The 20,186-nt window shown below is 42.5% G+C and carries 15 protein-coding genes and 1 pseudogene; 9 read left to right on the top strand and 7 right to left on the bottom strand.

All coding sequences use genetic code 11. The features are described 5' to 3' along the window. The first annotated feature begins 250 nt into the window (after positions 1-250). From Q9S52_RS08290 to Q9S52_RS08280, 3 genes are all read left to right on the top strand, one after another. Positions 251-652: a hypothetical protein gene (locus Q9S52_RS08290; RefSeq protein WP_304708783.1), complete on the top strand. Its 402-nt coding sequence runs from the start codon at positions 251-253 to the stop codon at positions 650-652. 149 nt (positions 653-801) lie between these two features. Then, positions 802-2,040 (top strand): AbiH family protein, encoded by a 1,239-nt coding sequence (locus Q9S52_RS08285; protein WP_304708781.1) that lies wholly within the window; start codon positions 802-804, stop codon positions 2,038-2,040. A gap of 116 nt (positions 2,041-2,156) precedes the next feature. Beyond that, positions 2,157-3,140: an HNH endonuclease gene (locus tag Q9S52_RS08280; RefSeq protein ID WP_304708780.1), complete on the top strand. Its 984-nt coding sequence runs from the start codon at positions 2,157-2,159 to the stop codon at positions 3,138-3,140. 164 nt (positions 3,141-3,304) lie between these two features. Here Q9S52_RS08280 and Q9S52_RS08275 read toward each other — a convergent pair whose 3' ends face one another. The 4 genes from Q9S52_RS08275 to Q9S52_RS08260 all read right to left on the bottom strand — a co-directional run bounded on the left by Q9S52_RS08275 (position 3,305) and on the right by Q9S52_RS08260 (position 9,388). Continuing rightward, positions 3,305-5,341: a hypothetical protein gene (locus Q9S52_RS08275; RefSeq protein ID WP_304708779.1), complete on the bottom strand. Its 2,037-nt coding sequence runs from the start codon at positions 5,339-5,341 to the stop codon at positions 3,305-3,307. A gap of 13 nt (positions 5,342-5,354) precedes the next feature. Then, positions 5,355-6,281, bottom strand: a complete 927-nt coding sequence (locus Q9S52_RS08270) for a hypothetical protein (protein WP_304708778.1) — start codon at positions 6,279-6,281, stop codon at positions 5,355-5,357. 388 nt (positions 6,282-6,669) lie between these two features. Continuing rightward, a complete protein-coding gene (locus tag Q9S52_RS08265) occupies positions 6,670-6,876 on the bottom strand; it encodes a hypothetical protein (RefSeq protein ID WP_304708777.1) in 207 nt (68 codons plus the stop codon). A 112-nt stretch (positions 6,877-6,988) separates the two neighbouring features. Next, positions 6,989-9,388 (bottom strand): outer membrane beta-barrel family protein, encoded by a 2,400-nt coding sequence (locus tag Q9S52_RS08260; RefSeq protein WP_304708776.1) that lies wholly within the window; start codon positions 9,386-9,388, stop codon positions 6,989-6,991. Positions 9,389-9,521: 133 nt separating this feature from the next. Here Q9S52_RS08260 and Q9S52_RS08255 point away from each other — a divergent pair, with 133 nt between their 5' ends. The 5 genes and pseudogenes from Q9S52_RS08255 to Q9S52_RS08235 form a co-directional block, all read left to right on the top strand. Then, the gene (locus Q9S52_RS08255) at positions 9,522-11,705 is read left to right on the top strand and encodes an O-antigen ligase family protein (RefSeq protein WP_370649001.1); all 2,184 of its coding nucleotides are present in this window, start codon (positions 9,522-9,524) and stop codon (positions 11,703-11,705) included. A gap of 44 nt (positions 11,706-11,749) precedes the next feature. After that, entirely contained in the window at positions 11,750-13,606 is a 1,857-nt protein-coding gene (locus Q9S52_RS08250; RefSeq protein WP_304708774.1) for a radical SAM protein, read from the top strand. A 260-nt stretch (positions 13,607-13,866) separates the two neighbouring features. Then, the gene (locus Q9S52_RS08245) at positions 13,867-14,190 is read left to right on the top strand and encodes a hypothetical protein (protein WP_304708784.1); all 324 of its coding nucleotides are present in this window, start codon (positions 13,867-13,869) and stop codon (positions 14,188-14,190) included. After that, the gene (locus Q9S52_RS08240; RefSeq protein WP_297625927.1) at positions 14,145-14,375 is read left to right on the top strand and encodes a hypothetical protein; all 231 of its coding nucleotides are present in this window, start codon (positions 14,145-14,147) and stop codon (positions 14,373-14,375) included. Before Q9S52_RS08245 ends, Q9S52_RS08240 begins: the two co-directional genes overlap by 46 nt. An 8-nt stretch (positions 14,376-14,383) precedes the next feature. Then, a pseudogene (locus Q9S52_RS08235) lies at positions 14,384-15,028 on the top strand (N-6 DNA methylase); the annotation flags it as partial. Between the two features lie 168 nt (positions 15,029-15,196). Here the strand turns inward: Q9S52_RS08235 and Q9S52_RS08230 are convergent. The 3 genes from Q9S52_RS08230 to Q9S52_RS08220 all read right to left on the bottom strand — a co-directional run bounded on the left by Q9S52_RS08230 (position 15,197) and on the right by Q9S52_RS08220 (position 19,351). Further along, on the bottom strand, positions 15,197-16,210 hold the full coding sequence (locus Q9S52_RS08230) for a replication initiation protein (RefSeq protein ID WP_297625897.1): 1,014 nt from the start codon (positions 16,208-16,210) through the stop codon (positions 15,197-15,199). Positions 16,211-17,643: 1,433 nt separating this feature from the next. Continuing rightward, on the bottom strand, positions 17,644-18,177 hold the full coding sequence (locus tag Q9S52_RS08225; protein ID WP_304708772.1) for a hypothetical protein: 534 nt from the start codon (positions 18,175-18,177) through the stop codon (positions 17,644-17,646). Positions 18,178-18,586: 409 nt separating this feature from the next. Continuing rightward, entirely contained in the window at positions 18,587-19,351 is a 765-nt protein-coding gene (locus Q9S52_RS08220; RefSeq protein ID WP_297625891.1) for a ParA family protein, read from the bottom strand. Between the two features lie 501 nt (positions 19,352-19,852). Here Q9S52_RS08220 and Q9S52_RS08215 point away from each other — a divergent pair. Beyond that, a partial coding sequence (locus Q9S52_RS08215) for an AAA family ATPase (protein WP_304708771.1) occupies positions 19,853-20,186 on the top strand: 334 nt, incomplete at its 3' end.

Genomic DNA, 20,186 nt, shown 5'->3' with positions numbered 1-20,186 from the left:
GTAGGCCCGCCGGGAAAAATACAGAAGGCCACCCAGGGGGCCGAGGATGATTTTTTGCGGCGGGTGTGTACCGGGCCAGAGACGCTTCGTACTTTCGCCGTGGAAATCTCTCACTTACATCTCCCTCAGAGGCTACTCATAAAAACTAGCGATTTGATACCGTCGGATTAATAAATCTAACGGATATATTTTATTTGTTCTGAAGACGGCTTATCTTTGTTTAAGCCAGTACAATTAATATGAAGTTGCAATGAAAATTTTAATGCTGCTTGGAAGGCACGAGACCGGTAAGACGCAAGCAATCAATGATGTATTCAATAAGATTAAAAATCCAGGAGATCAGGTTACTTTACTGTCTCATACAGGTAATGAAGACGATTTCGAGGCAATAATCACTTACAATGACCTCAAGATAGGCTTTTACTCTGCAGGAGATTTGCGTGAAGATATTGTCTATGCCATTACGCATTATTATCACAAAGGATGCGATGTGCTTATTTGTGCAAACTCATTTGTGAGGAGTCGAGGGGCTTCAGGTTGGTTGACGCGCTTTAGTCCATTACAATCTTCCGTTTTCCAGTATATTGACATTTTCCCTTCTCAGGATAAATTTTCCGCACAAGATATTCCCGATATTATCAAGAAAATATAACGTAATGAATCTCGTTGAAAACCATGCTTGGGGACTTTGTGATTCCGCCGAATGAGTTTCATACCCATGATCTTGGCATTGTTCAGTTTGTGCTTGAATGGATCAGATCATTTTTCAGTAATCTTAGCGATACTATTTCAATATAAATTATGAATCGGATTATCATTATAGGCAACGGGTTCGATAAGGCACACGGCCTGGCGACCGGATACAGAGATTTTATTGACAGCTATTGGACTAATTTTTTGTCTCATATCTATGGAGACTATTGGTTCTATATAATGAAACACTGGGGAACAATCAACAATCCTCGTCCTTACGAAGATGAGTTTGTCCATTTCGAGATATCCTATTATGACAAACAATACAGCGCACCAGAGTCGCCAGTACATCCCCAATTACATGCAGATCCATACGATAATATTCAGACCATCATTGCAATATTGAATGATAGTAAAAGTAACCGTTTTGACGGTTCCGTTCGCCTTACATTCAAAAACGGATTCTTCCAACATATCTCCGAACGTTGCTCCTTGACTAACTGGGTGGATGTCGAAAACGAATATTATGGAAAATTGAAAGCCTTACTTACGGAAGGTAACGATGTATCGCGGAATGAAAACGTTCGGAAACTGAATCGGGAATTTGAAGCTGTGAAGAAAAGGCTCGAAATTTATCTGACGGAGGAGGCCGACAAAGCGTCGATAGAACCTTTTGACTCTATCCGGGAAGCATTCGACAGTGTGATAAAACAAGAGGAAGTAGCCTGTGGAAAACAAAAAATATTCGTCGAGTCGATTCTCAGTAAAATGGGAACGGGCGGAAAGGATCAGGAAAAATGCGATATCATTCAGGCCGATAAACCGAAGGATACCCTGATTCTGAACTTTAACTATACCCATACGGCAGAAAAATGGTATGCCCGCGATAAAGACTCGAGCATTAACATTCACGGAGAATTGAATAGCGACAAGAATCCTATCATTTTCGGATACGGCGATGAACTGGATGACGATTATAAGCGAATTGAGAAATTGCAGGACAACGATTTTCTTGAAAATATCAAATCTGTCCGTTATCACGAGACCAGTAATTACCGCAGATTATTGGAGTTCATCGAGTCCGAACCGTATCAGGTAATAACCATGGGGCATTCGTGCGGGAACTCGGATCGTACGTTACTCCATACGGTGTTCGAACACCCCAACTGTATCTCTGTAAAAGTATATTATCATTTGCGTGAAGATGGTACGGATGATTACAGCCAATTGATCCGCAACCTTTCGCGTAATTTCAACGACAAGGCAGTCATGCGTGATCAGATTGCCAATAAGGAGAAATGCTTACCTTTAGTGCCGAGGGCTACCATGGATGATTCTCGAACCTAATTCATTAAAAAACATCTACGCGCCTGCTTTTTCAATCCTCAAACGTATTCCAAGACAGAGATAATCAGTCCTCGTACCAGGGGATATTCCGTTTATTTTATATAAAACCAGTTTCTATGAAGAAAGAATTATTTGACCATATAATACGCTTGTCAGCTAACTATTCAAATAGAGTGACGTATCATTTAAATACGGATAAAAGAATTGAACTCGGAGATAAAACGAATCGTCGATGCCGCTTTTGTGGTAAACAAAATCCTGAGGTAAGATTCAAACAGATAAAGCATGCCATTCCTGAGCTAATCGGAAATAGAACATTGATTTCCATGTATGAATGCGATGATTGCAACGCTCACTTCTCAAAAATGGAAAACGATTTTGCTGCGTACATGGCACTATATCATTCCTTGGCACAGGTTGTGGGTAAACGAGGTGTTCCGACCTATAAACCGTCATCACAAGAGCGCTCGCATATCACTACGGACAATAGTGGGCTTCATATCGAACATTACGAAGGAGACCCCGAGTTGTTCGAATTAGACTCGACTACCAAGACCCTCCGTTGTAAAGGATTTCGATCTTATACTCCTGCTATGCTGCATAAGTGCTTGACCAAAATGGCACTGAGTATTATGCCGGAATCAGAAATGTTCTACTTCCAAAAGACCGTAGATTGGCTCAAAGAGGACATAAATCGACCGAAATATAAGATGAACACGCTGCCAGTATTCTTTTCAATATATCCAGGCCCCCGACCATTCAGGTTTCCGACAGTAGCCCTGTTCATGCGTAAGGAGAATGCAGTGGAAAATGTACCATATTGTCTGTTTCTGTTGGCTTACAGCAATTTTGTATTCCAAACATTCATTCCATTATGCGAAAAAGACTTAACCGCAACAAATACACAATTTACAATGCCATACATCCTAAATCCGCTGGATATGGAAGATCAAGCCAAAATCACTTTGGAACAACTCGACTGGGCTTCAACGATAAAAGTTCGAAAAGAACCTGTCTCATTTACACTTGGATATGAACGCATGGAGGATATACCTATCACACCGGAAGCAAACACACCATCTGACATTTCTCAGTCTTGATATGCTCCGAATGCTTCACCCCATAGGTCGTCGTCGCTGATTATGAATCCAGGTAAACAGTCATTTTATCTTATGTTAAATAATACTCCAAAAACCAACACATTTTCAAAGTCGAGCAATGATTAATATACTCCATTCCTTCTAAGTACACTAAAAAGAATAATTTACCACCAAACAACCTGATTGTTTTGCCAAGTAAATATACGTTGTTCCTTGCCGTGAGTCAGATTCCGAATCAAATACAATGCACCCTTGGGAGCATTATCCCACTCCACAGAATATCCCAGGGCTTTTTTTTCCCCTAGAGAAACCCAATCATTATCCCAATACCACATCTCATATATACATCCAGGCCAAATTTCATTCATATCGGTTCGAACACAATAAGCAATCGAAGTAATACGCCGTTGACCTCCTAAATCCAATACCGCTGACGTCCCATAAGGTTCTGCTGTAACGTAATAACTTAACGGATCACCATCGAACAAAGCTTTCGGGTCATTTGCCGACGAGCGTCCTGGTGTCCCACTCATTTTCCCGGTCAGCAACACTGTATCTTCATAGAACCGGATCTCCGCCAGATTTGCAAACGAGCTATCAGGAGCCACATAACGCAGATAGCGGAAAGTACAAGATTGTTCTACCGGATGAGATTGAAAAGGATGATCCTGAACAGATGTGATCTCGTGGAGAATGGTAGCATCTGAGAAATTCGGATGGTTAGCTCCCTCGAACCGTCCCCCGATAGCACGTTGAGCAAATTCCGCGAATTGTTCGTGTTGTGGATATTTGCGATCCAGTATAACCTTTTGAGTATGTTTGACATCTGCCACCAAACGCTCCGACATTCCGTCGGTATGGAGAATGAACGGTGCTTGAGCAGGATATTTTTTCCCCCTCAGGTAAAAAATTGGTAGGTAAACGATGCCATCTCCGATACCGCTATAAGGCGGGTCGGTTTTCGTATCCACCATAATACTGTTACCGATTTCAGTTCCTTTACGAATAGGAGCTCCACAGCCCAGATTCCGGAATTCTGCACAGCCTTTTTGTTTCTCTGCATACGCCACCGGGACCCATGAGGTATTATTAAAGCATGATAACCAAATCAACCGCCCAGGACTCTTTAATCCTTCGATTTTCACGTCTGCTACCTGCATATTATACTGCGTTGTCACATCCTCCATATCGTAGCCGGAAAAAAAGTCCGGTATATCTTCCACCTCTCGGAACCGATACAGAGCGTCGCTACGAAGTAACGAGAAACGTTTGCGATATATTTTGGGGATTTTATCCTTCACGACTAGAATACCCCGCTTCTGATACCCTATGCCTTCAGATTTACCCTCAGGCAGAATAATACTGTTCCATGCATGCGTTGAACTCCGGTTACCCCATGCAGGAATGAAATCCATACCAGCGGGAATACCTCGAGAGCGGAATACCTTGGCGGCATACTGCGTAAGCGTACCGCACGCACCAACTCCTACAGTCTTCATGTCACTCAAGGTAAGCGGTAATGGATAGTGTAGGATACCGGCACTATAACTCTGTCCGCTATTGTTAATCAATACGACACCCCATTTCAGTATACTGTCAATGTTTTGGAGCATATCTTCACCCGGACGTTCCAACGTCATGGCTAAAGCGCGCCAATCTTCGAGATCTTCATTTCCTTCTCGGTATGGCAAAACCCATTCGCAAAAATCTTCAAACGAATACCGTTTATGCCATGGGGTTTTTTCCCATGCCGCGAACGATTCATTGATATTGTGGATCAGGTAATCTGCGGATACGGTTTCCAAATCAGGCCGTACGATATAGCTGGCCGGCGAAGCCGACGATATAGAGTCAATCCTAATCCGGATTACATCCAACTGTTGGTCTGTCTTCTGGTCAATTGTTAATGCCCCTAATTCGGCCAGCAAACGACGATAACGATCGTGATTCAGAGCTGTGACAGTGTTCTTGCCCGGCATGTTAGCAATTAAGAAGTAGGCGGCTTGTAGTTTCTGACTATCTTCAGGTGCTTGATAATATCGGAGTACTTTTTCAAGTTCGACTCGGTTCTTTCCGGCCCGAGACAAAGCTTCTTTCGCAAGGGCTTTATTGTCGGGGACATGGCCTCCATTGGTGAATTGGCATCCCCACAGGATACAACAACAGGCTATGGTAGTACAAAGTAAGAGGATATGCCGCATAGATTCGAAGTATTTAGTCATCTTGGCTTGACTCACACATTGTTTTTTTACGTTTGAATGACTTTACGAGTGCTAATCCCAAGTTGAAAACCAAGTAGGCACACAACCCCATAAAGAGTAGTTGTACGAACACAGCTCGTAGGGTCCCAAAATCCGGCATCTTGCCAAACGAAAGTGATAATATGACTTCTCGTACCTTTCCCGGGAATGTGTCAATAAATGACCCGATAAAATGCGGAATCACATAGACGAAATAATATATGAAAAATAGATTCACGATAACAGAGTAGATGACGAAGAAAATTTTCTCCGCTCGACGCATGGTCAGTAAAAACGGTTTCTTCATTTGCCGCTTCTTCCCTGGACTGCTAAACAGATAGGCGAATAATTCACGGCTTCGCCCCCTAAGATTAGGAACACCTAGCAAATCAGACATGACCCAATATCCGTCGAATTTAAAGAATGGATTGAGCGTGAATATGAAATTGAAATTAATGATCACGATACAGTATTTCAATAGTTCGCTATCTGTAAACAGATAAATGACCAATAGTGGGATCAGGAAGATCAATTGAAAATAGACTCCGGCGAAATTGATCACGGTTCTTTTTTTTCGTGAAAGAGTCCAGACATTGGAGATATCTGTATAGAAAACCGGAAATATTAGATAGATAGCAAAACCGATCGATCCGTGGTCGACTCCAAAGAATTTGCAGGCTGCTGCATGACCAAGTTCGTGAAACATAGAAGAAAAAAGAAATAGGCCTACCAATCCCATTAGCATGGGTGCCGTCATGTCGTCGATGAAAAAATCCATTGTAGTCCCAGTAAAGAATAACACCTCCAATGTTGCAACAAGAAGCAATACCGGAAAAATCACCCCTAAATGGAATAACCTTTTGAGTGGCTCGGAGTAGCGACTAATCGCTCTTTCTGACAATAGGTCTTTTCGAAATAAGAATGATTTCGTCCGTTTACTCCCTTCGATCTTGGGTACGAACAACGGAGAAATGCACGATTGTATCAATATCTCAAATTCCTCGGAAGTATACGATCTACCACGCTTCTTTGAAAATCTTTCAATAGCATCTTCTATGGATATAGACTCCTGTAGCGAAACGATCAGATCTACCACAGGCTCACTAACCTCGAAATGTCGACCACTGCGGGATACGACATATCTACGCCAAGAGTTCGAAGTTTCCAACGTATGGATCGTTATCTCTTTTAGACCGTCACTACTGTATGTATATATCATGGTCATTATTGAATGAAAAAGCCATATCATAAATCAATGATATGGCTATCGACCGGAATCCGGAGGTACATTAAAACTCCACTGAGACTGTAATCTTTATCTCTCCATCCAAATCTACATCAGCCCCACCGTCATCAGCCAAACCATGCACATTGAGCATGTTCGGCAACATGAGCGGATCAGTTTCCAAACGTTCGTCCAAAGTCTCCACTAAAAAGTCAGACCGGAGTTCTTCGTTTAACAGAACCATTTTGTCGTTGTCATCTAGTTTTTTCATAACCTCTTAATTTTAAAGTGATAAAACTTTCATCCACTCTCTTCGCTTCAAAGATAGTGCTTTTGGGAATTACAAACAAATGCATTGAGTTATTTTTTGAATTGATGTAAATCTACAACCGAGTCTTTTCATCTTCAGCCCCAGACTGGATTACTTTTGATTTAACAGCCTTGCCTACCTTGAAATTATACCTGACCAACAGAGACAAAGTTCGGTAATTTTGCATGACAAAGGTCTGGCGATAATAGGTCGGGTCGTCTACCATTATCCTCAAGCGCTGAGATTCGAACAAATCGTTAATTCCAACGGAACAGACCAACCTATTTTTCATAAAACTTCGCTTGAGCGCCAGATCAACCCGATAGGTGTGATTGGATATGTAATTTCCAGAGAGCGCGGGTGAGCGGTAGAATAGGCTTAGGTCTATATACCATTTGTCTCGGAGCGTGAAGATGTGATTCATGTTTCCCAAAAACATATTCTTGTGTCGCTTGATACCTGCAACTTCCGTATTGACATTGATGTAAGTCAGCGAAGTATTCATTTTCCACCACTTGAAAAAGTTGATTGGTAAAGAAAGGTTGACGAAATAATTCCGATTGTTTTGGATATTTTCTTTCCGATAGATGATAATATCTGGATCTTGCGAATCGACAGTCGTGATTTGCGCAATGGCATCATTAATCAGTGTCATGCCTCCCGCCAAAGTGTATTTCTGATTGAACACCCAAGTTAGACTCAAATCGTTGAAATAGGATGGCCTCAGGCCTGGATTTCCTTCGATGTAAGCGTATTCGTTCATCGGAGTTCGGAACGGATTAAGATCCGAGAAGTTAGGCCTTCGTATCTTACGGCCATAATTAAGTATCAAAATATGTTTCATGGACTTGACCAACGGGAGCATAATGTTGATGTTCGGAAACAGCCCGAAATAGTTCTGATTCGGTATGTGATTCACTTGGTTTGTCGTCGGTTCCGCATAAGTATACTCTCCGCGGAGCCCAACCCCTATTGACATATTATTCTTAAAGCGAGTTGTGTACTTGACATACAGAGCCCCAATATTTTCGGCGTATCGATTCATGCTACTCAGGTTGCCGATTTCATGCCAGCCCCCTCGGTCATAGGCATAGTCGGTCGTATTATCCATCAGGTTGTAATTGTATTTGGCCCCAGTTGATAACTTGGAACGCTCGCTCAATGGTAGATCAAAATCGACCGATACTGAGTAAAGATGATTGGTGGTGAAATAACTACTCCGGTACACTGTATCATAATTTTGCTGCCCTGAGAAAATACTACTATAGTTCGTGTTATCGCCGACCTTACGGTAGTTATAATCGAGTAGCAGCTTTAAAAGTGAACCCCGATCGTCCAAAGTCCAAAAATAGTTTCCCGCTACTCCGACTTTGTCGGTAGCTGCCGCTCCAAGATACAGGCTCCGAACCTCAGTCACACCCGATTGTGGATCCGTCTGCTTTGTGAAATTATTGTGCGTATTGTCCCGACGGTTTGATGTGTAATTTACTTCAAGTCCAAAACTTTGCCGGTCGCTGATGTCGTATGTGCCTCCGACAACAAACTGCCAATAGTCACTCGTATCTTTACGTAATCCTTGCGATGATTGCGATATTCTAGACCCTGTTTTGAACAGATTATCCTCCGAAACTTCACTCGTCCTGTTGCTTCTGGAATAAGACACAGTTGTGTAAACATTAAACTTGTTGAGCCGGTATTTGATATTAAATGAAGGCTCTGTACTCCAATATTTTCCTGAAGACAGTGCCTGCTGATAACGCATTGAAACAGAACCATCCAACCCATTCTCTCGTTTTTTCTTTAATGTCAACTTGATCACTCCTCCGCCCATACTCGCATCATATTCAGAACCAGCAAATGGAATCACTTCAATTCTTTGAACATCTTCTGCTTTGATATTACGCAAATAATTCATCAAATCCTCACCTGTTTCCCGCAACGGCCTTTCATTGACAATCACACGAGTCCCTCCTCGTCCATATATACTAATACCACCTCTTTGACTAACAATAATTCCAGGAACCAATTGTAATATCTCTTGAGCATCACGACCCACTACTAAAGGTGAATTATCCAAATGCAAAATAAAACGGTCTGCTTCGCGGACAATCCTATTTCCCCGAACAGTCACTTCATCTGTAGCAAATACAGGCAAATCCACCCAGAGCGTATCAAGTTGAGTATCTGCAGACACTTTAAGCGGAGCAGAATACAACTTTTTCCCGAGATAAATCAGAGATACCAAGTATTGTCCTTGATACAAGTCACAACTGAATCCCCCATCCCTGCCAGTTAAGGTCCCTATGGGTGGCAAACTGTCTGCGGCAGAAAATGAAACTGCTATATATTCTACAGGATTACTATCCATATCGCAGACTGTTCCGGATAATCTCACCAGTACATTTTGGGCAGCAACAATTCCTGAACTAAAGAAAGTTATAACCAAAATAGCAATTCTTGTGAAGAGGCTCATAAAGAAATCGTATATTTGCAACAAATATACAATATCATATTTGGGATTCTATCAGCAACTTAGAAATTTATTTTTACCATGAAATACAAATATTATTCGTACTTTCATTGTGAACAGCCAATAGGTAATAAGAATGACTTCACTTTCAACCAATAGTCTGCAAAAATTGATTGTATGGATACTATTTATCATCTTTTCAGCACTACAATGCTCAATCCAAGACCCTTATTTCTTAACAGGAATAATATCAGCAGGAATATTGACATATATAATGGCCTCGAAAAGTTTTCATTTTTCGATGACCGATTGTTTTATTGGTGGGATATGGTTCTTTGCAATTTTTACAACAATAAGTTCTTCATTGCCTGTTAGTTTCGAACTATCTCATGTCCGCAATATCACAATTGCGATAATCTTTTATTTCATCCTGCGTAGCACATATCTAAATTCAACTAACACAAACAAATTATTGTTGCTGTTTAGCCTGTTCGCCGGAACTACTTCCATATTGGCAATTATTTCATTCCTATACTTCAAAAGCAACTTGACCATTGTAGGACTCACCAATATATATGATTTCCGATTCCTTTACCATCCGGTCGGTACATCAGCCAATACATGGGGAGCATATTCACTATCTTACATAGGAGTAATAGTTCTATCTATATATCGATATCGGAAAGAACGAACAAAAGTTATCTGGCTCATGGCAATATTAGTGCCCGTAGTTTTTAGCCTAATTATAACATTTTCCAGAGGGGTATACATATCCTATGCATTGTTACTAGCAGTTTTAATAATCTCCATATGTCGGAAGCGAACATTCACATTGAGTAAAAAAATCTTATGCTTAGCGAGTTGTATCATCATCCAAATGGCGATGATCTTGCCTGTTTGGCAGGAAGTAAGCCAAACCTTGGCAATGACAACCACTGTTTCCCAACAAAAAAGTATTGAAGGACGTATTAATGCAGCACAAACGGCTTTCAACATTTTCAAAAAACATCCTTTGACTGGCGTAGGTCCTGGCAACTATTCGCTAGCTGCTGACTTGGAAATTTATAATAATGATAACCAAAGTTTTCTATCCGCCAGCCCAACAATAGCCATTTTGATCGCCGAACAAGGAATAATCCCCGTAATCCTATGGATCAGTATAATAGTGGCTCTGACAATCAAACTCTGGAGAAAACAAAGAACAACGTGGGATATTCTCTGGATATATGTCAGTTTGGTTGCTATCGCATTGCGCGAAATTAGTCTACCAATCTGTTTCGAAAAGACAGGTGTTCTGTTGGTGATATTTTTATTCATAGCTTTGCTTCAAAACTCAACAACTGAGGCACAGATGGCTATGTCAACCTCCAATAGGACTCACCGAATATTTTGGATTCCGCTATTAATGGCAGGTACAATATGTTTATACGGAATTATTCGACAACAAAATGAACGAGCAAACTCTTATTTTTTAACCTATCTAAAAAATAATGATTTGATTAACGCAGAACATTATATCGGTTCAACAATGCAGCAATTTCCTTATCTGGTCAACCGAGGATTATTGTATATGCAATTCTACAAACTTACCGAAAAAGGCTCCTACTTAGATCAGGCAGTCGTTTGTTTTGACAAAGCAATTCAGATGAATAACATTGATAATCGTATTCGGCATTATCGAGCTATCGCCAATGCACAACAGGGCAAAACCGAACAAGCCGAAGCAGAACTTAACCAACTGGTCACACAATCACCAGCCAATACACTTTATCGTCTGTCACTTTTTAGGTTGCAATATGAAAGATCTGAAAAAAAATTAGCCGCTACAAATTTGGTACGGGCCATCTTACTCTCTCCTCGGCTCTTGGATACACAATACTGGGCTGATATTGCATCTGCAGATAGCATTTTTGCTACCATCATAACCAATCAACTAAACTTAGCCATCAGCAAGTCCAATTCGTCTGACCCCATAATCCAAGCTAAATACGGAAAAATATTATTATCACTTGGAGACACAGTAAAGGCCCAGCATATCTTAGAAGATGTCGTCACTCAAATGCCTGGCCTTTCACGTCCTTGGTGTTATCTGGGGCTCATATATCGTAACCAAGGGAAAGTCAAAACCGGAACAACATACATTAAGCGGGCACTGGCACTAGATCCCGGAGATGCTTTCATAACACACTGTTTATCAGATAATCCAACAAACATTCACAGTTGTGTAAAAATGGATAATATGGCTTTTCTTGAAGAGAAATATGCTATAAAATTTAACCACTGGTACGGTTGTAAAAAAGCACCTATAGTGATTTTTTAAAGCATTATTTTTTCTTTATCAATCCAACACCACCGATTTATCCTATGAAAAAGATTTTGTTAAACTGGTGTCCTCCGGCAATACCCAACCAACCAGCTCCCGGGCTTTCAGTCCTTAAAGCACATTTAGAAGCTAACGGATACGAAACTACCATTAAATACTGGAATCTTTTTTTCTTCCGGCTTCAAAAGGAATTTTTCCTTTTAGGTAATCAAATTCTGACCATCGACAGATCTGATTTGCTAAAACTATTCCCTTTCCTAAATTATCTGGGACATAAATCTGGCGATCGCTCTATTGTCGAAAACATAAAGTCGGCTATACTAGCCATACATCCCCAATTTCAATCCAAAGGAAATCGATTTTTGGATCATTATCTTGCAGAATGTTCGAAACGAATTGAAGAGCTACTCGACGAAGAAATAGAAAAAATAGACATATCCCAATACCTATATATTGGGCTATCCGGTCAATTTCAACAGTGGGTATTCGGCAATATACTCGTTGAACGAATTAAGATGAAACACCCTGGTACAATCGCTGTTATTGGTGGATTACCTGCACGCGAAACGGCAACAGCTATACTAAGGAATTTTTCGGTTTATGATTTCGCATTATGGGGCGAAGGGGAAAATTCTTTACTCCGAGTGACCCAAGTAATTAATCCAGATGAAGAAGAAACTGACATGCGATCAATCCCGAACTTAGCATATCGGGATAACGGATCAATTGTAACTACAACTGGCAGAAATTCATACATTGAGTTAGACGCACAAACACTGTCGAATTTTGAAGATTATATCGAACAACTTCATGCTACAAATACTCAAGTTACTACTTTCTTGCCGATAGAAGGTAGTCGAGGATGCCACTGGCGTAAATGTAGATTTTGTTTTCTGAATGCGGGTTACAAATACAGGCAAAAAAGCCCGTCCAAAATTGTCGACGAGATCAAACAGCAAATCAATAAATATAGGATCCACTCCATAGCATTTTTAGATAATGATGTTATTGGTCAAGACCCTGAACGTTTTTCTCTTTTACTTGATTTACTAATTAAATACCGAAAGGAAAATCCCAAATTCCGAATCAAACTTGCGGAAATAATCACCTTTGGTTTAAATTCTGATACAATCAAAAGAATGTGGTTGGCAGGATTCCATACAGTACAGATCGGCTATGAATCTCCGAGCAACAAAATACTCGGAAAGATTGATAAAAAAAACACCTTTGCCAGTAACTTGCTCTTTATCAAGTGGGCAACCATCTATGGAATTAAGATTGCAGGCATGAACATTATAAAGAATCTTCCAGAAGAAACTACGGAAGACATTTATGAAGCTATTCACAATCTATTATTCTTACGATTCTCACTACTAAAAGATCAAAGGCAGCATTCTAGTTCCGCTTTAGCCATTAACAAGCTGTCTCGATATTTTAAAGAAATCAATGCACAAGGAAATCTTGGGGAATGGAATTCTTCATTGCTAGAAAACTTTTTTCCCTCAGGTTATCTTGATGATCGTTATAGCCTATTAGAATGTGTCAGATTAAGATATAACATACAATGGGATAAATTTTTCAAAGTTGAAGAATTTTATCTTAACCATCCTCATACTTACAACTTGATATCTGACGGAAATACAATCCAATACATTGAGTATAGAGATGGAACTCAGATCACTCAATCTTCGTTCGAGCAAAATTCATTGAGTTGGCAGATATTGCAGGCTGCTAATGATAGCGTATGCAGTTTAGACCAGATATCCATAAAGACGGGATGTCCCGAAACAAGTTGCATTACTAATACAATTGCTGAACTCGAAGATTTGGGACTGTTATACTCCAGCCGCACATCGGACGAAATCGTTACCATCATCAATACATCGTTAGTTAAATAATATAACAGCGCATGGTAATAGTAAGTACTACGTTAAACCTATTGTACATTGATTAATTAATCACCACAAGTGGCTTGTGCACCTGGGAATCTATTTGTTGTCCCCGTTTTATTTTATCATTGTTATTTATCTTATGTTAAATAATGGGATCTTTCCACAACTGTTCTATAAGGCGCTCCCACCAGGCTTATGTTTGTGTGGGAAGATACGAGGCGTTTTGCTCGATTTTTGTTATATTTGTTTCAGAAAGAATGAGGGCTATGATTTTCAGCGACTGGCGACAAAAAAGCAAGGGTTTGCAAGTTTCCAAAACGCTGTTGTGGGAGTATGACCTGACGCGTTTCGACTGGCAACGGTTCCGAGTCATTGTCATGCAACGGGTGGTGGAACGGGGAACCATGGAGGACTTTTATGCCGCTATCCGGCTCTACGGCGGAATCACCAAAGTCCGCGAGATCATCAAAGAGATTCCGACACTATCCGATATCGATATGAATTTCGTCTGCTCGGTGTTCGGACTCCAAAAAGAGCAACTGAGATGTTACACGAGGAGACTGTCGAGAGAACGACTCTTGAACGCTTAACCGCCTCGATGCACGATCCTGAGCTGGCAAACTTCAATCTTGCCGGAGGAACTGCGCTGGCCTTGTATATCGGACACCGAAAACGCATCGATCTCGATTTATTCACACCGGAATCTTTCGACGCGACAGAATTGGGTGAGCAGTATGGATTATTCGTCGGTACTTTCAACCGGAAAAATCACTGAGAGGAATGGAACCGAAAGAGGAGCTGGCAACCGATTTCCGATTTCAGAAATACGGCATTGCTCCGAAATCGGCTGCCGATTTCGCGTTCTTGTTGCACGGTTTCCATTTCTTACGAGAAGACGGAACGATGGCGATTATCTTGCCCCATGGTGTCTTATTTCGAGGAGGGGTAGAAAAGCAAATCAGAACCAAACTCCTGAAAGACGGGCATCTCGACGCCGTTATCGGATTACCTGCCAACCTTTTCTTTTCCACAGGAATTCCTGTTTGCATCCTGGTGCTGAAGAAGTGCAAAAAATCTGACGATGTGCTATTTATCAATGCCAGCGAAGGATACAAAAAAGATAAACGACAAAACCGATTGCGCGAAGGGCAAAATGGCGAGCCGGACGATATTCGGAAAATCGTAGAAACGTATCAGTTTCGTCGAGAAGAGCCACGCTATTCCAAGCGGGTTTCGTTGGAACGAATCGAACAGGAGGATTTCAATCTGAATATTACCCGCTATGTCAGTACAGCACAAAAGGAAGAGTCCATCAATCTACAGAAAGTCAATAAAGAGCTGGACGAGATCGCGAAAAAATCGAAAGAGACGTTGAATCGCCATAATGAATTTCTCAAGGAATTAGGATTACCTCCTATTATCGATTAAACATCGCAGCCCGCAGTCGAACGCGGGCTGTGAACTTATTTAGGGCATGAACAAATAGGCCAAACGAGGTGTCAGTCAATAAGAACCGGTGCTTTCGCGCAATTATTTTCGAACGTTTCGTTTACCCATAGACTGGTTTTACCTTTTTCAGCTCCAATCACTGCCACCTTATATTTTCTTGTATGCCGTTTTCCCGTTCTTGTGCCGCGTGTAACCCGCCAGTTTCAGGTAGGCGTCCACACTCATTCCCGCCTCTCGGGCCATCTCCATGGCATGAGCGATCGAAATCGTATGGAACCCGCTCACCCGCGCCCGCCGCACTGCCGACTCCCGTTCCGCCTCGATCTGTTTCGGTGACTTGTACAACCCCGCCTTGAGCCGGATCGTAAACCGAACCCGGTCATACGTCCGCCCCGTCTTCAATGGTAAAGCTTCCACCAGCAAGTCCGTATGCAGATTAATCTCCGCCAAGGTCCCCGCCGGCACCTCCATCCCCTCGCGATTCACATCCCGCCGCTCGCGCCACACTTTTGCACTCCCCTTCCCTACGCTCTCGATCCCGATCACGTATTTCAGGAAATTGCTGTTGGCGTTCTTGTTCCGAAGCGGGTCATAAGCCGGACTCTGGTCAGTATAGGTGATCTCCCGCAGCCGGTCGAGCGACACCTCCCAAACGCCCCCCGCCATCTTGTATTTGTTCTTGAATTGGGTATAGAGCCACATCGCATATTGGCTGCTCAGGTCGATGTAATACCGCGTTTCGAGCGTGGCGAACTGGTTGAGTTGCAGGAGGAACTGCCGCGCGTCGTCGGAGAACTTGATGGTGACATAATTGGAGTTCTCGGCGTCAAACTGCATCCGCGAGAGCCACCACCACGCCCCCCACTTCTTGGAACTGATCCGGTATTCAATTGGGTTGTTCCCGATCTCGCGGATCGCGTTCCGCACAATATCATACCGGTCGTTGTTCCGCTCCGAAAGGTTCAGATACCGGAACAGGTCGGTGATATTGATATGCCACTCCGGAAACAAATCGGCCGTCGTATCCAGATTCTGCGCCAACGCAAAAAGAAGCTTCTGGGCATAAATACCCAGTTTATAGCGATGCTTCTCGATCAGTTCATGCGAGATATGCGCCGCCCGATCGGGATGGTATTTCCGTATTTTGTTGCTGGTGGTCACCGTATGCGGAGTCTGTTATTCGATCTGGCCTCGGAGCGTCTCCCCTACTCCACAAAGATAGCTTTTTTGTTTCAAATCCCAGCGAAATCTGCCTCACTGGGATTTATTCTTTTCCCTGGCTTTCCCGCCCGAGTTTTACTTTCCCGGAATCATGGCTGTACCTCCGACAACTATTCTCTCGTTCTTAAAATTCTGCCCATTTCCTCCTATTCGCGGCCTATCCTACAAGAGTTGCCGGCCTCGAACCCTACTCTTCTTTGTCTACGCACCAAACGGGCAATACGACAAAAATCGAAAGCCCAACTCTTTCCGCTCTTTCTGTGATAACCGTCCGTCCAGACGCGGATTCCTTCCGTCCATCCTCGGATTCAGTCCGTCAAAACTAGGATTTACACTCCTATTGTCTGGAAAAACAAACAGTTATAACAGTCTACAATATAAACAATAGATAACAATATAAACAATACTCTTTTTTGGGGCTTCGCCCCGATGTCCGTTTTTAGGTGTTGAAGCATTTCACCAACCGAAAATTCAGTCAAAAATGATTTTTTCAGGAATAACCTTCATTCATCCTCCATGCGACTAGTTTTATAGTTATACGGTTTCTCGTCGTAAAAAACAATCCGATTCAGCCTATTTTAAAGCCCTCCAAAAGTCCAAACAAATAATTCCGAGAAAAAAACGCAGAAACAAAAATAGATAAAATCCAGAGCCTAAAATCTCATCCTGGTTTCATTCATCAATCTCCACCGTCCTAAAATCTGCGCTCTCACATGTAACCCCATTTCACTAAATCCTAGTTTTAACGGACTCGCCCCAAACCACTATTTCATTATATTCCGTGCTTACTAGGATTTAAAATCTCCGAGAACTCACCGAATTTCCTAAGAAACCGAGCCACTTTTTGCAAGATACTAACAATACTAATCAGCCGATTCGGTCATTTCATTCGCATCATACTTTCTGTACGTTACATACGGTTTACTCCATTACATTCGACATCATGCTACAGAAGATCAAACTAACCGGGTTTCGATTACCATCAATTCGACGTAAACCGTTTCCGTTAAAACTAGGATTTCTACCTTTCCTCACCCTATACATCCTATAATACACCATACTAATAATACATATTAATCGCATCCTAATCACAATCTTAATTATCCGTATTCACCTAACAATAATATCATACTTATTAAACATATGATATATTTAATATTGACTATATGTGTTACAAGTATTACCAATATGAGGCATACAATAAGCACATATCATAATATACATATGATACTTATATGTAAAATTATGCGAGTGGTGATTAAAATAATTATATATCATATAATGAGACTTAGTCGCATGATGCTACCAATTAGTATCGTGTGGTAATTTAATATGATCATAAAAATACTTACGAGAGACAGGAAATGAAACCTCTATTTCCGTGGTTTTTTCTCCCGTACCCGAACGAAGGCCGGACGTTCGAAAACTTCGTAAGTCGTATGTTTCCGCAGCAGCTCGATCGCCTCGATCAAAGCCTCTGTCAGTGTATACTGTGGATCGCCATCCGCCAGCGCCCGGCAATATTTGTAATTCTTGAGATATTCTACCTGTTCGTATGGAAGCACGAACGAGATCCGTTCTCGCTCAGGCATCTCCGCAGGCAGGGCTGTCTCTTCCGTCGAAACGACCCGATCGATCGCTGTCCGACGACCGGTTGATGGAGTTGGTGCAGGGGCCGAAATCCTGCGTTCCGGGATAGCGGATTTCTCTTCACGGACGGTTTTCCGTGCGTTGCCCTTGCTGCGAGTGGCCAATAACCTCTCGGCCTCAGCCTCCAGGGCCGGAAGTTCAGTTTCCAACCGGTCGAGCTCCTCGGCAATCTCTTGTTGTGTATCGGTCTCCTGCTGACCGGCCTTGCCGGTGCCGAAAAATATATCTACCGTATCGAGTACGTCTTTCTTGGCCATAGTGGGAGTTATAAGTGAGGTCAAAGATAACAACTTTTCGCATCATACTAATCGTTAATACGAAAGATATGGTCCAAAAATAACGGTTCTCGGATAATTCTCACTTATTTTTTTCTAATGGCCTGGATACCTGTGAAGTAGGGTAGTGGTGAGAGGTGTTTTTTCGCAGTTTCTTTCTCCAGATCCCTCGCCGTACTGCGATAGCAGGTGTAATTACATCCTTCCTGAAACGGAATATGTGCCGGGATAGTATAGCTTTAAGAGAATTACAGAAGATCCTTTACGTGCGATTGAATATGATGATATTAAGTATTGTATAATTTAGTATTATATGTGCGATAATAAGAAATCCGGCATTTGCTTTTCATAAAGCAAATGCCGGATAGGGTAGGGGATGTATGTGAAGAGGTTATTGTTCCTCCTGAACCGACATGCCGATCTTGTCGGTGATCTCTTCGGCCAGGGATTTGTAGTCCTGGGCTACTTGCGAGCCGCCGTCGTAGTCGAAGATGTTCTGTCGCGACTCTTCGGCGCGCACGATCCCCTCGGCGGCCCTGATTTTGGTCTTCATCACGCCGGCCGTGAGGTTGTCGCGTTCGAGCTTGTCGAGGGTCGCCTTGCTGACTACTTTCCGCTCGTCGAAGAAGGTGAGTACGATCCCTAAAATGGTCAGTCCGCTGTTCAGGCTGGTCTTGACTTTGCGCACGAAGTCGAGCATGATCCCCAGCCCGTCATACGAGAACGATGATGGTTTGAGCGGCACCAGTGCGAACTCTGACGCCACTAAAGCGTTGATCGTTACGAAGTTCAAGGCGGGCGGGCAGTCGATTACGCAGATGTCGTAGTCTGCGCGGATCGGTTCGAGCAGGTTCCGGAGGATATATTCCCGGTTGAATTCGTTAATGATCTGGAGTTCGATGGTGGAGAACCGGATGTTGCTGGGTATCAGGTGTAAATTCTCGCTGATATGTTCGACTTCGAGCGGACGTCCCTTGAAAAAGTCGTAGATATTATATTGTGCTTTCGAGCCCAGTGCCTCGGTCATATTGCTTTGCGGGTCGAGGTCTACGGCCAGGGTGCGGAAACCTTTCTTGGCATAGTACGAGGCGAGGTTGATCGCTGTCGTAGTTTTGGCGACGCCGCCTTTCTGGTTGATGATCGATATGGTTTTCATGGCTGTTCGGTGTGTGTCGATACGTGCGTAAAGGTAGGTTATTTTTTCGAGATTGGCATGTACGGGTGGGGATGGAATGGGGCAGAGGAGGGTGTATTAATTAGTATAGTTAGTATTTATTATATTATATGTGTAATTAGTACGATAATGATTTGATTTATCGATCGTATGATTATTTAGTTATGTATCTGGATATCTACGTAACCGATGGGGTGTAAAATCCTGTGACTCTTTTGAAATGAATTGTTTGTTTCTTGCTGAGATGGGGTTGATCGGTGACGGCAAGGTGTGTATTTGTATATACAAATACTTGTAATAATCTGACATACATCTTGTTGTATGAGCCTTTAACATTGTTAAAGGCTGTAACTCGTCCCTTGGGTCGGGGAGTGTTATCCGATTCAATAGGGATTGGTTCTACCGGATTTGTGTTCTGTTGCCCTTGAAATATTTGTAGATGTAAAATTTGATTTTATTTTTGCAAGAAACAATGTTCTCCATATGATCCACCGAACCTTAGAAGACAAACTGCGACAGCTCGCTACGAAATACCCCTTTGTGACCATCACCGGCCCCAGGCAGTCCGGCAAATCGACCCTCGCCGAGATGACCTTTCCGGACTATCACCGTGTCTCGCTGGAAGACTTGGACAACCGCGCCTTCGCCGCTGAAGATCCCCGCGGATTCATCGCCACCTACCCCGCCCGAACCATCATCGACGAGGTACAACGTGTCCCGAGCCTGCTCTCCTACCTCCAGACCCATGCCGACCGCGAACGCCAGACCGGCATGTACATCCTCACCGGGTCGCAAAACACCGAACTGATGGAGGCCG

Origin of the sequence: uncultured Rikenella sp., assembly GCF_948810725.1 — a bacterium.
Classification (GTDB): domain Bacteria; phylum Bacteroidota; class Bacteroidia; order Bacteroidales; family Rikenellaceae; genus Rikenella.
The sequence above is the reverse complement of the archived record's forward strand: the minus strand, read 5'-3'. Positions and strand labels throughout refer to the sequence as shown.

Excerpts from the sequence above, each read along its gene's own strand:
- Q9S52_RS08290 (WP_304708783.1), top strand. The coding sequence starts at position 251 with ATGAAAATTTTAATGCTGCTTGGAAGGCACGAGACCGGTAAGACGCAA.
- Q9S52_RS08285 (WP_304708781.1), top strand. The coding sequence starts at position 802 with ATGAATCGGATTATCATTATAGGCAACGGGTTCGATAAGGCACACGGC.
- Q9S52_RS08280 (WP_304708780.1), top strand. The coding sequence starts at position 2,157 with ATGAAGAAAGAATTATTTGACCATATAATACGCTTGTCAGCTAACTAT.
- Q9S52_RS08275 (WP_304708779.1), bottom strand. The coding sequence starts at position 5,341 with ATGCGGCATATCCTCTTACTTTGTACTACCATAGCCTGTTGTTGTATC.
- Q9S52_RS08265 (WP_304708777.1), bottom strand. The coding sequence starts at position 6,876 with ATGAAAAAACTAGATGACAACGACAAAATGGTTCTGTTAAACGAAGAA.
- Q9S52_RS08260 (WP_304708776.1), bottom strand. The coding sequence starts at position 9,388 with ATGAGCCTCTTCACAAGAATTGCTATTTTGGTTATAACTTTCTTTAGT.
- Q9S52_RS08255 (WP_370649001.1), top strand. The coding sequence starts at position 9,522 with ATGACTTCACTTTCAACCAATAGTCTGCAAAAATTGATTGTATGGATA.
- Q9S52_RS08250 (WP_304708774.1), top strand. The coding sequence starts at position 11,750 with ATGAAAAAGATTTTGTTAAACTGGTGTCCTCCGGCAATACCCAACCAA.
- Q9S52_RS08245 (WP_304708784.1), top strand. The coding sequence starts at position 13,867 with ATGATTTTCAGCGACTGGCGACAAAAAAGCAAGGGTTTGCAAGTTTCC.
- Q9S52_RS08240 (WP_297625927.1), top strand. The coding sequence starts at position 14,145 with ATGTTACACGAGGAGACTGTCGAGAGAACGACTCTTGAACGCTTAACC.
- Q9S52_RS08225 (WP_304708772.1), bottom strand. The coding sequence starts at position 18,177 with ATGGCCAAGAAAGACGTACTCGATACGGTAGATATATTTTTCGGCACC.
- Q9S52_RS08220 (WP_297625891.1), bottom strand. The coding sequence starts at position 19,351 with ATGAAAACCATATCGATCATCAACCAGAAAGGCGGCGTCGCCAAAACT.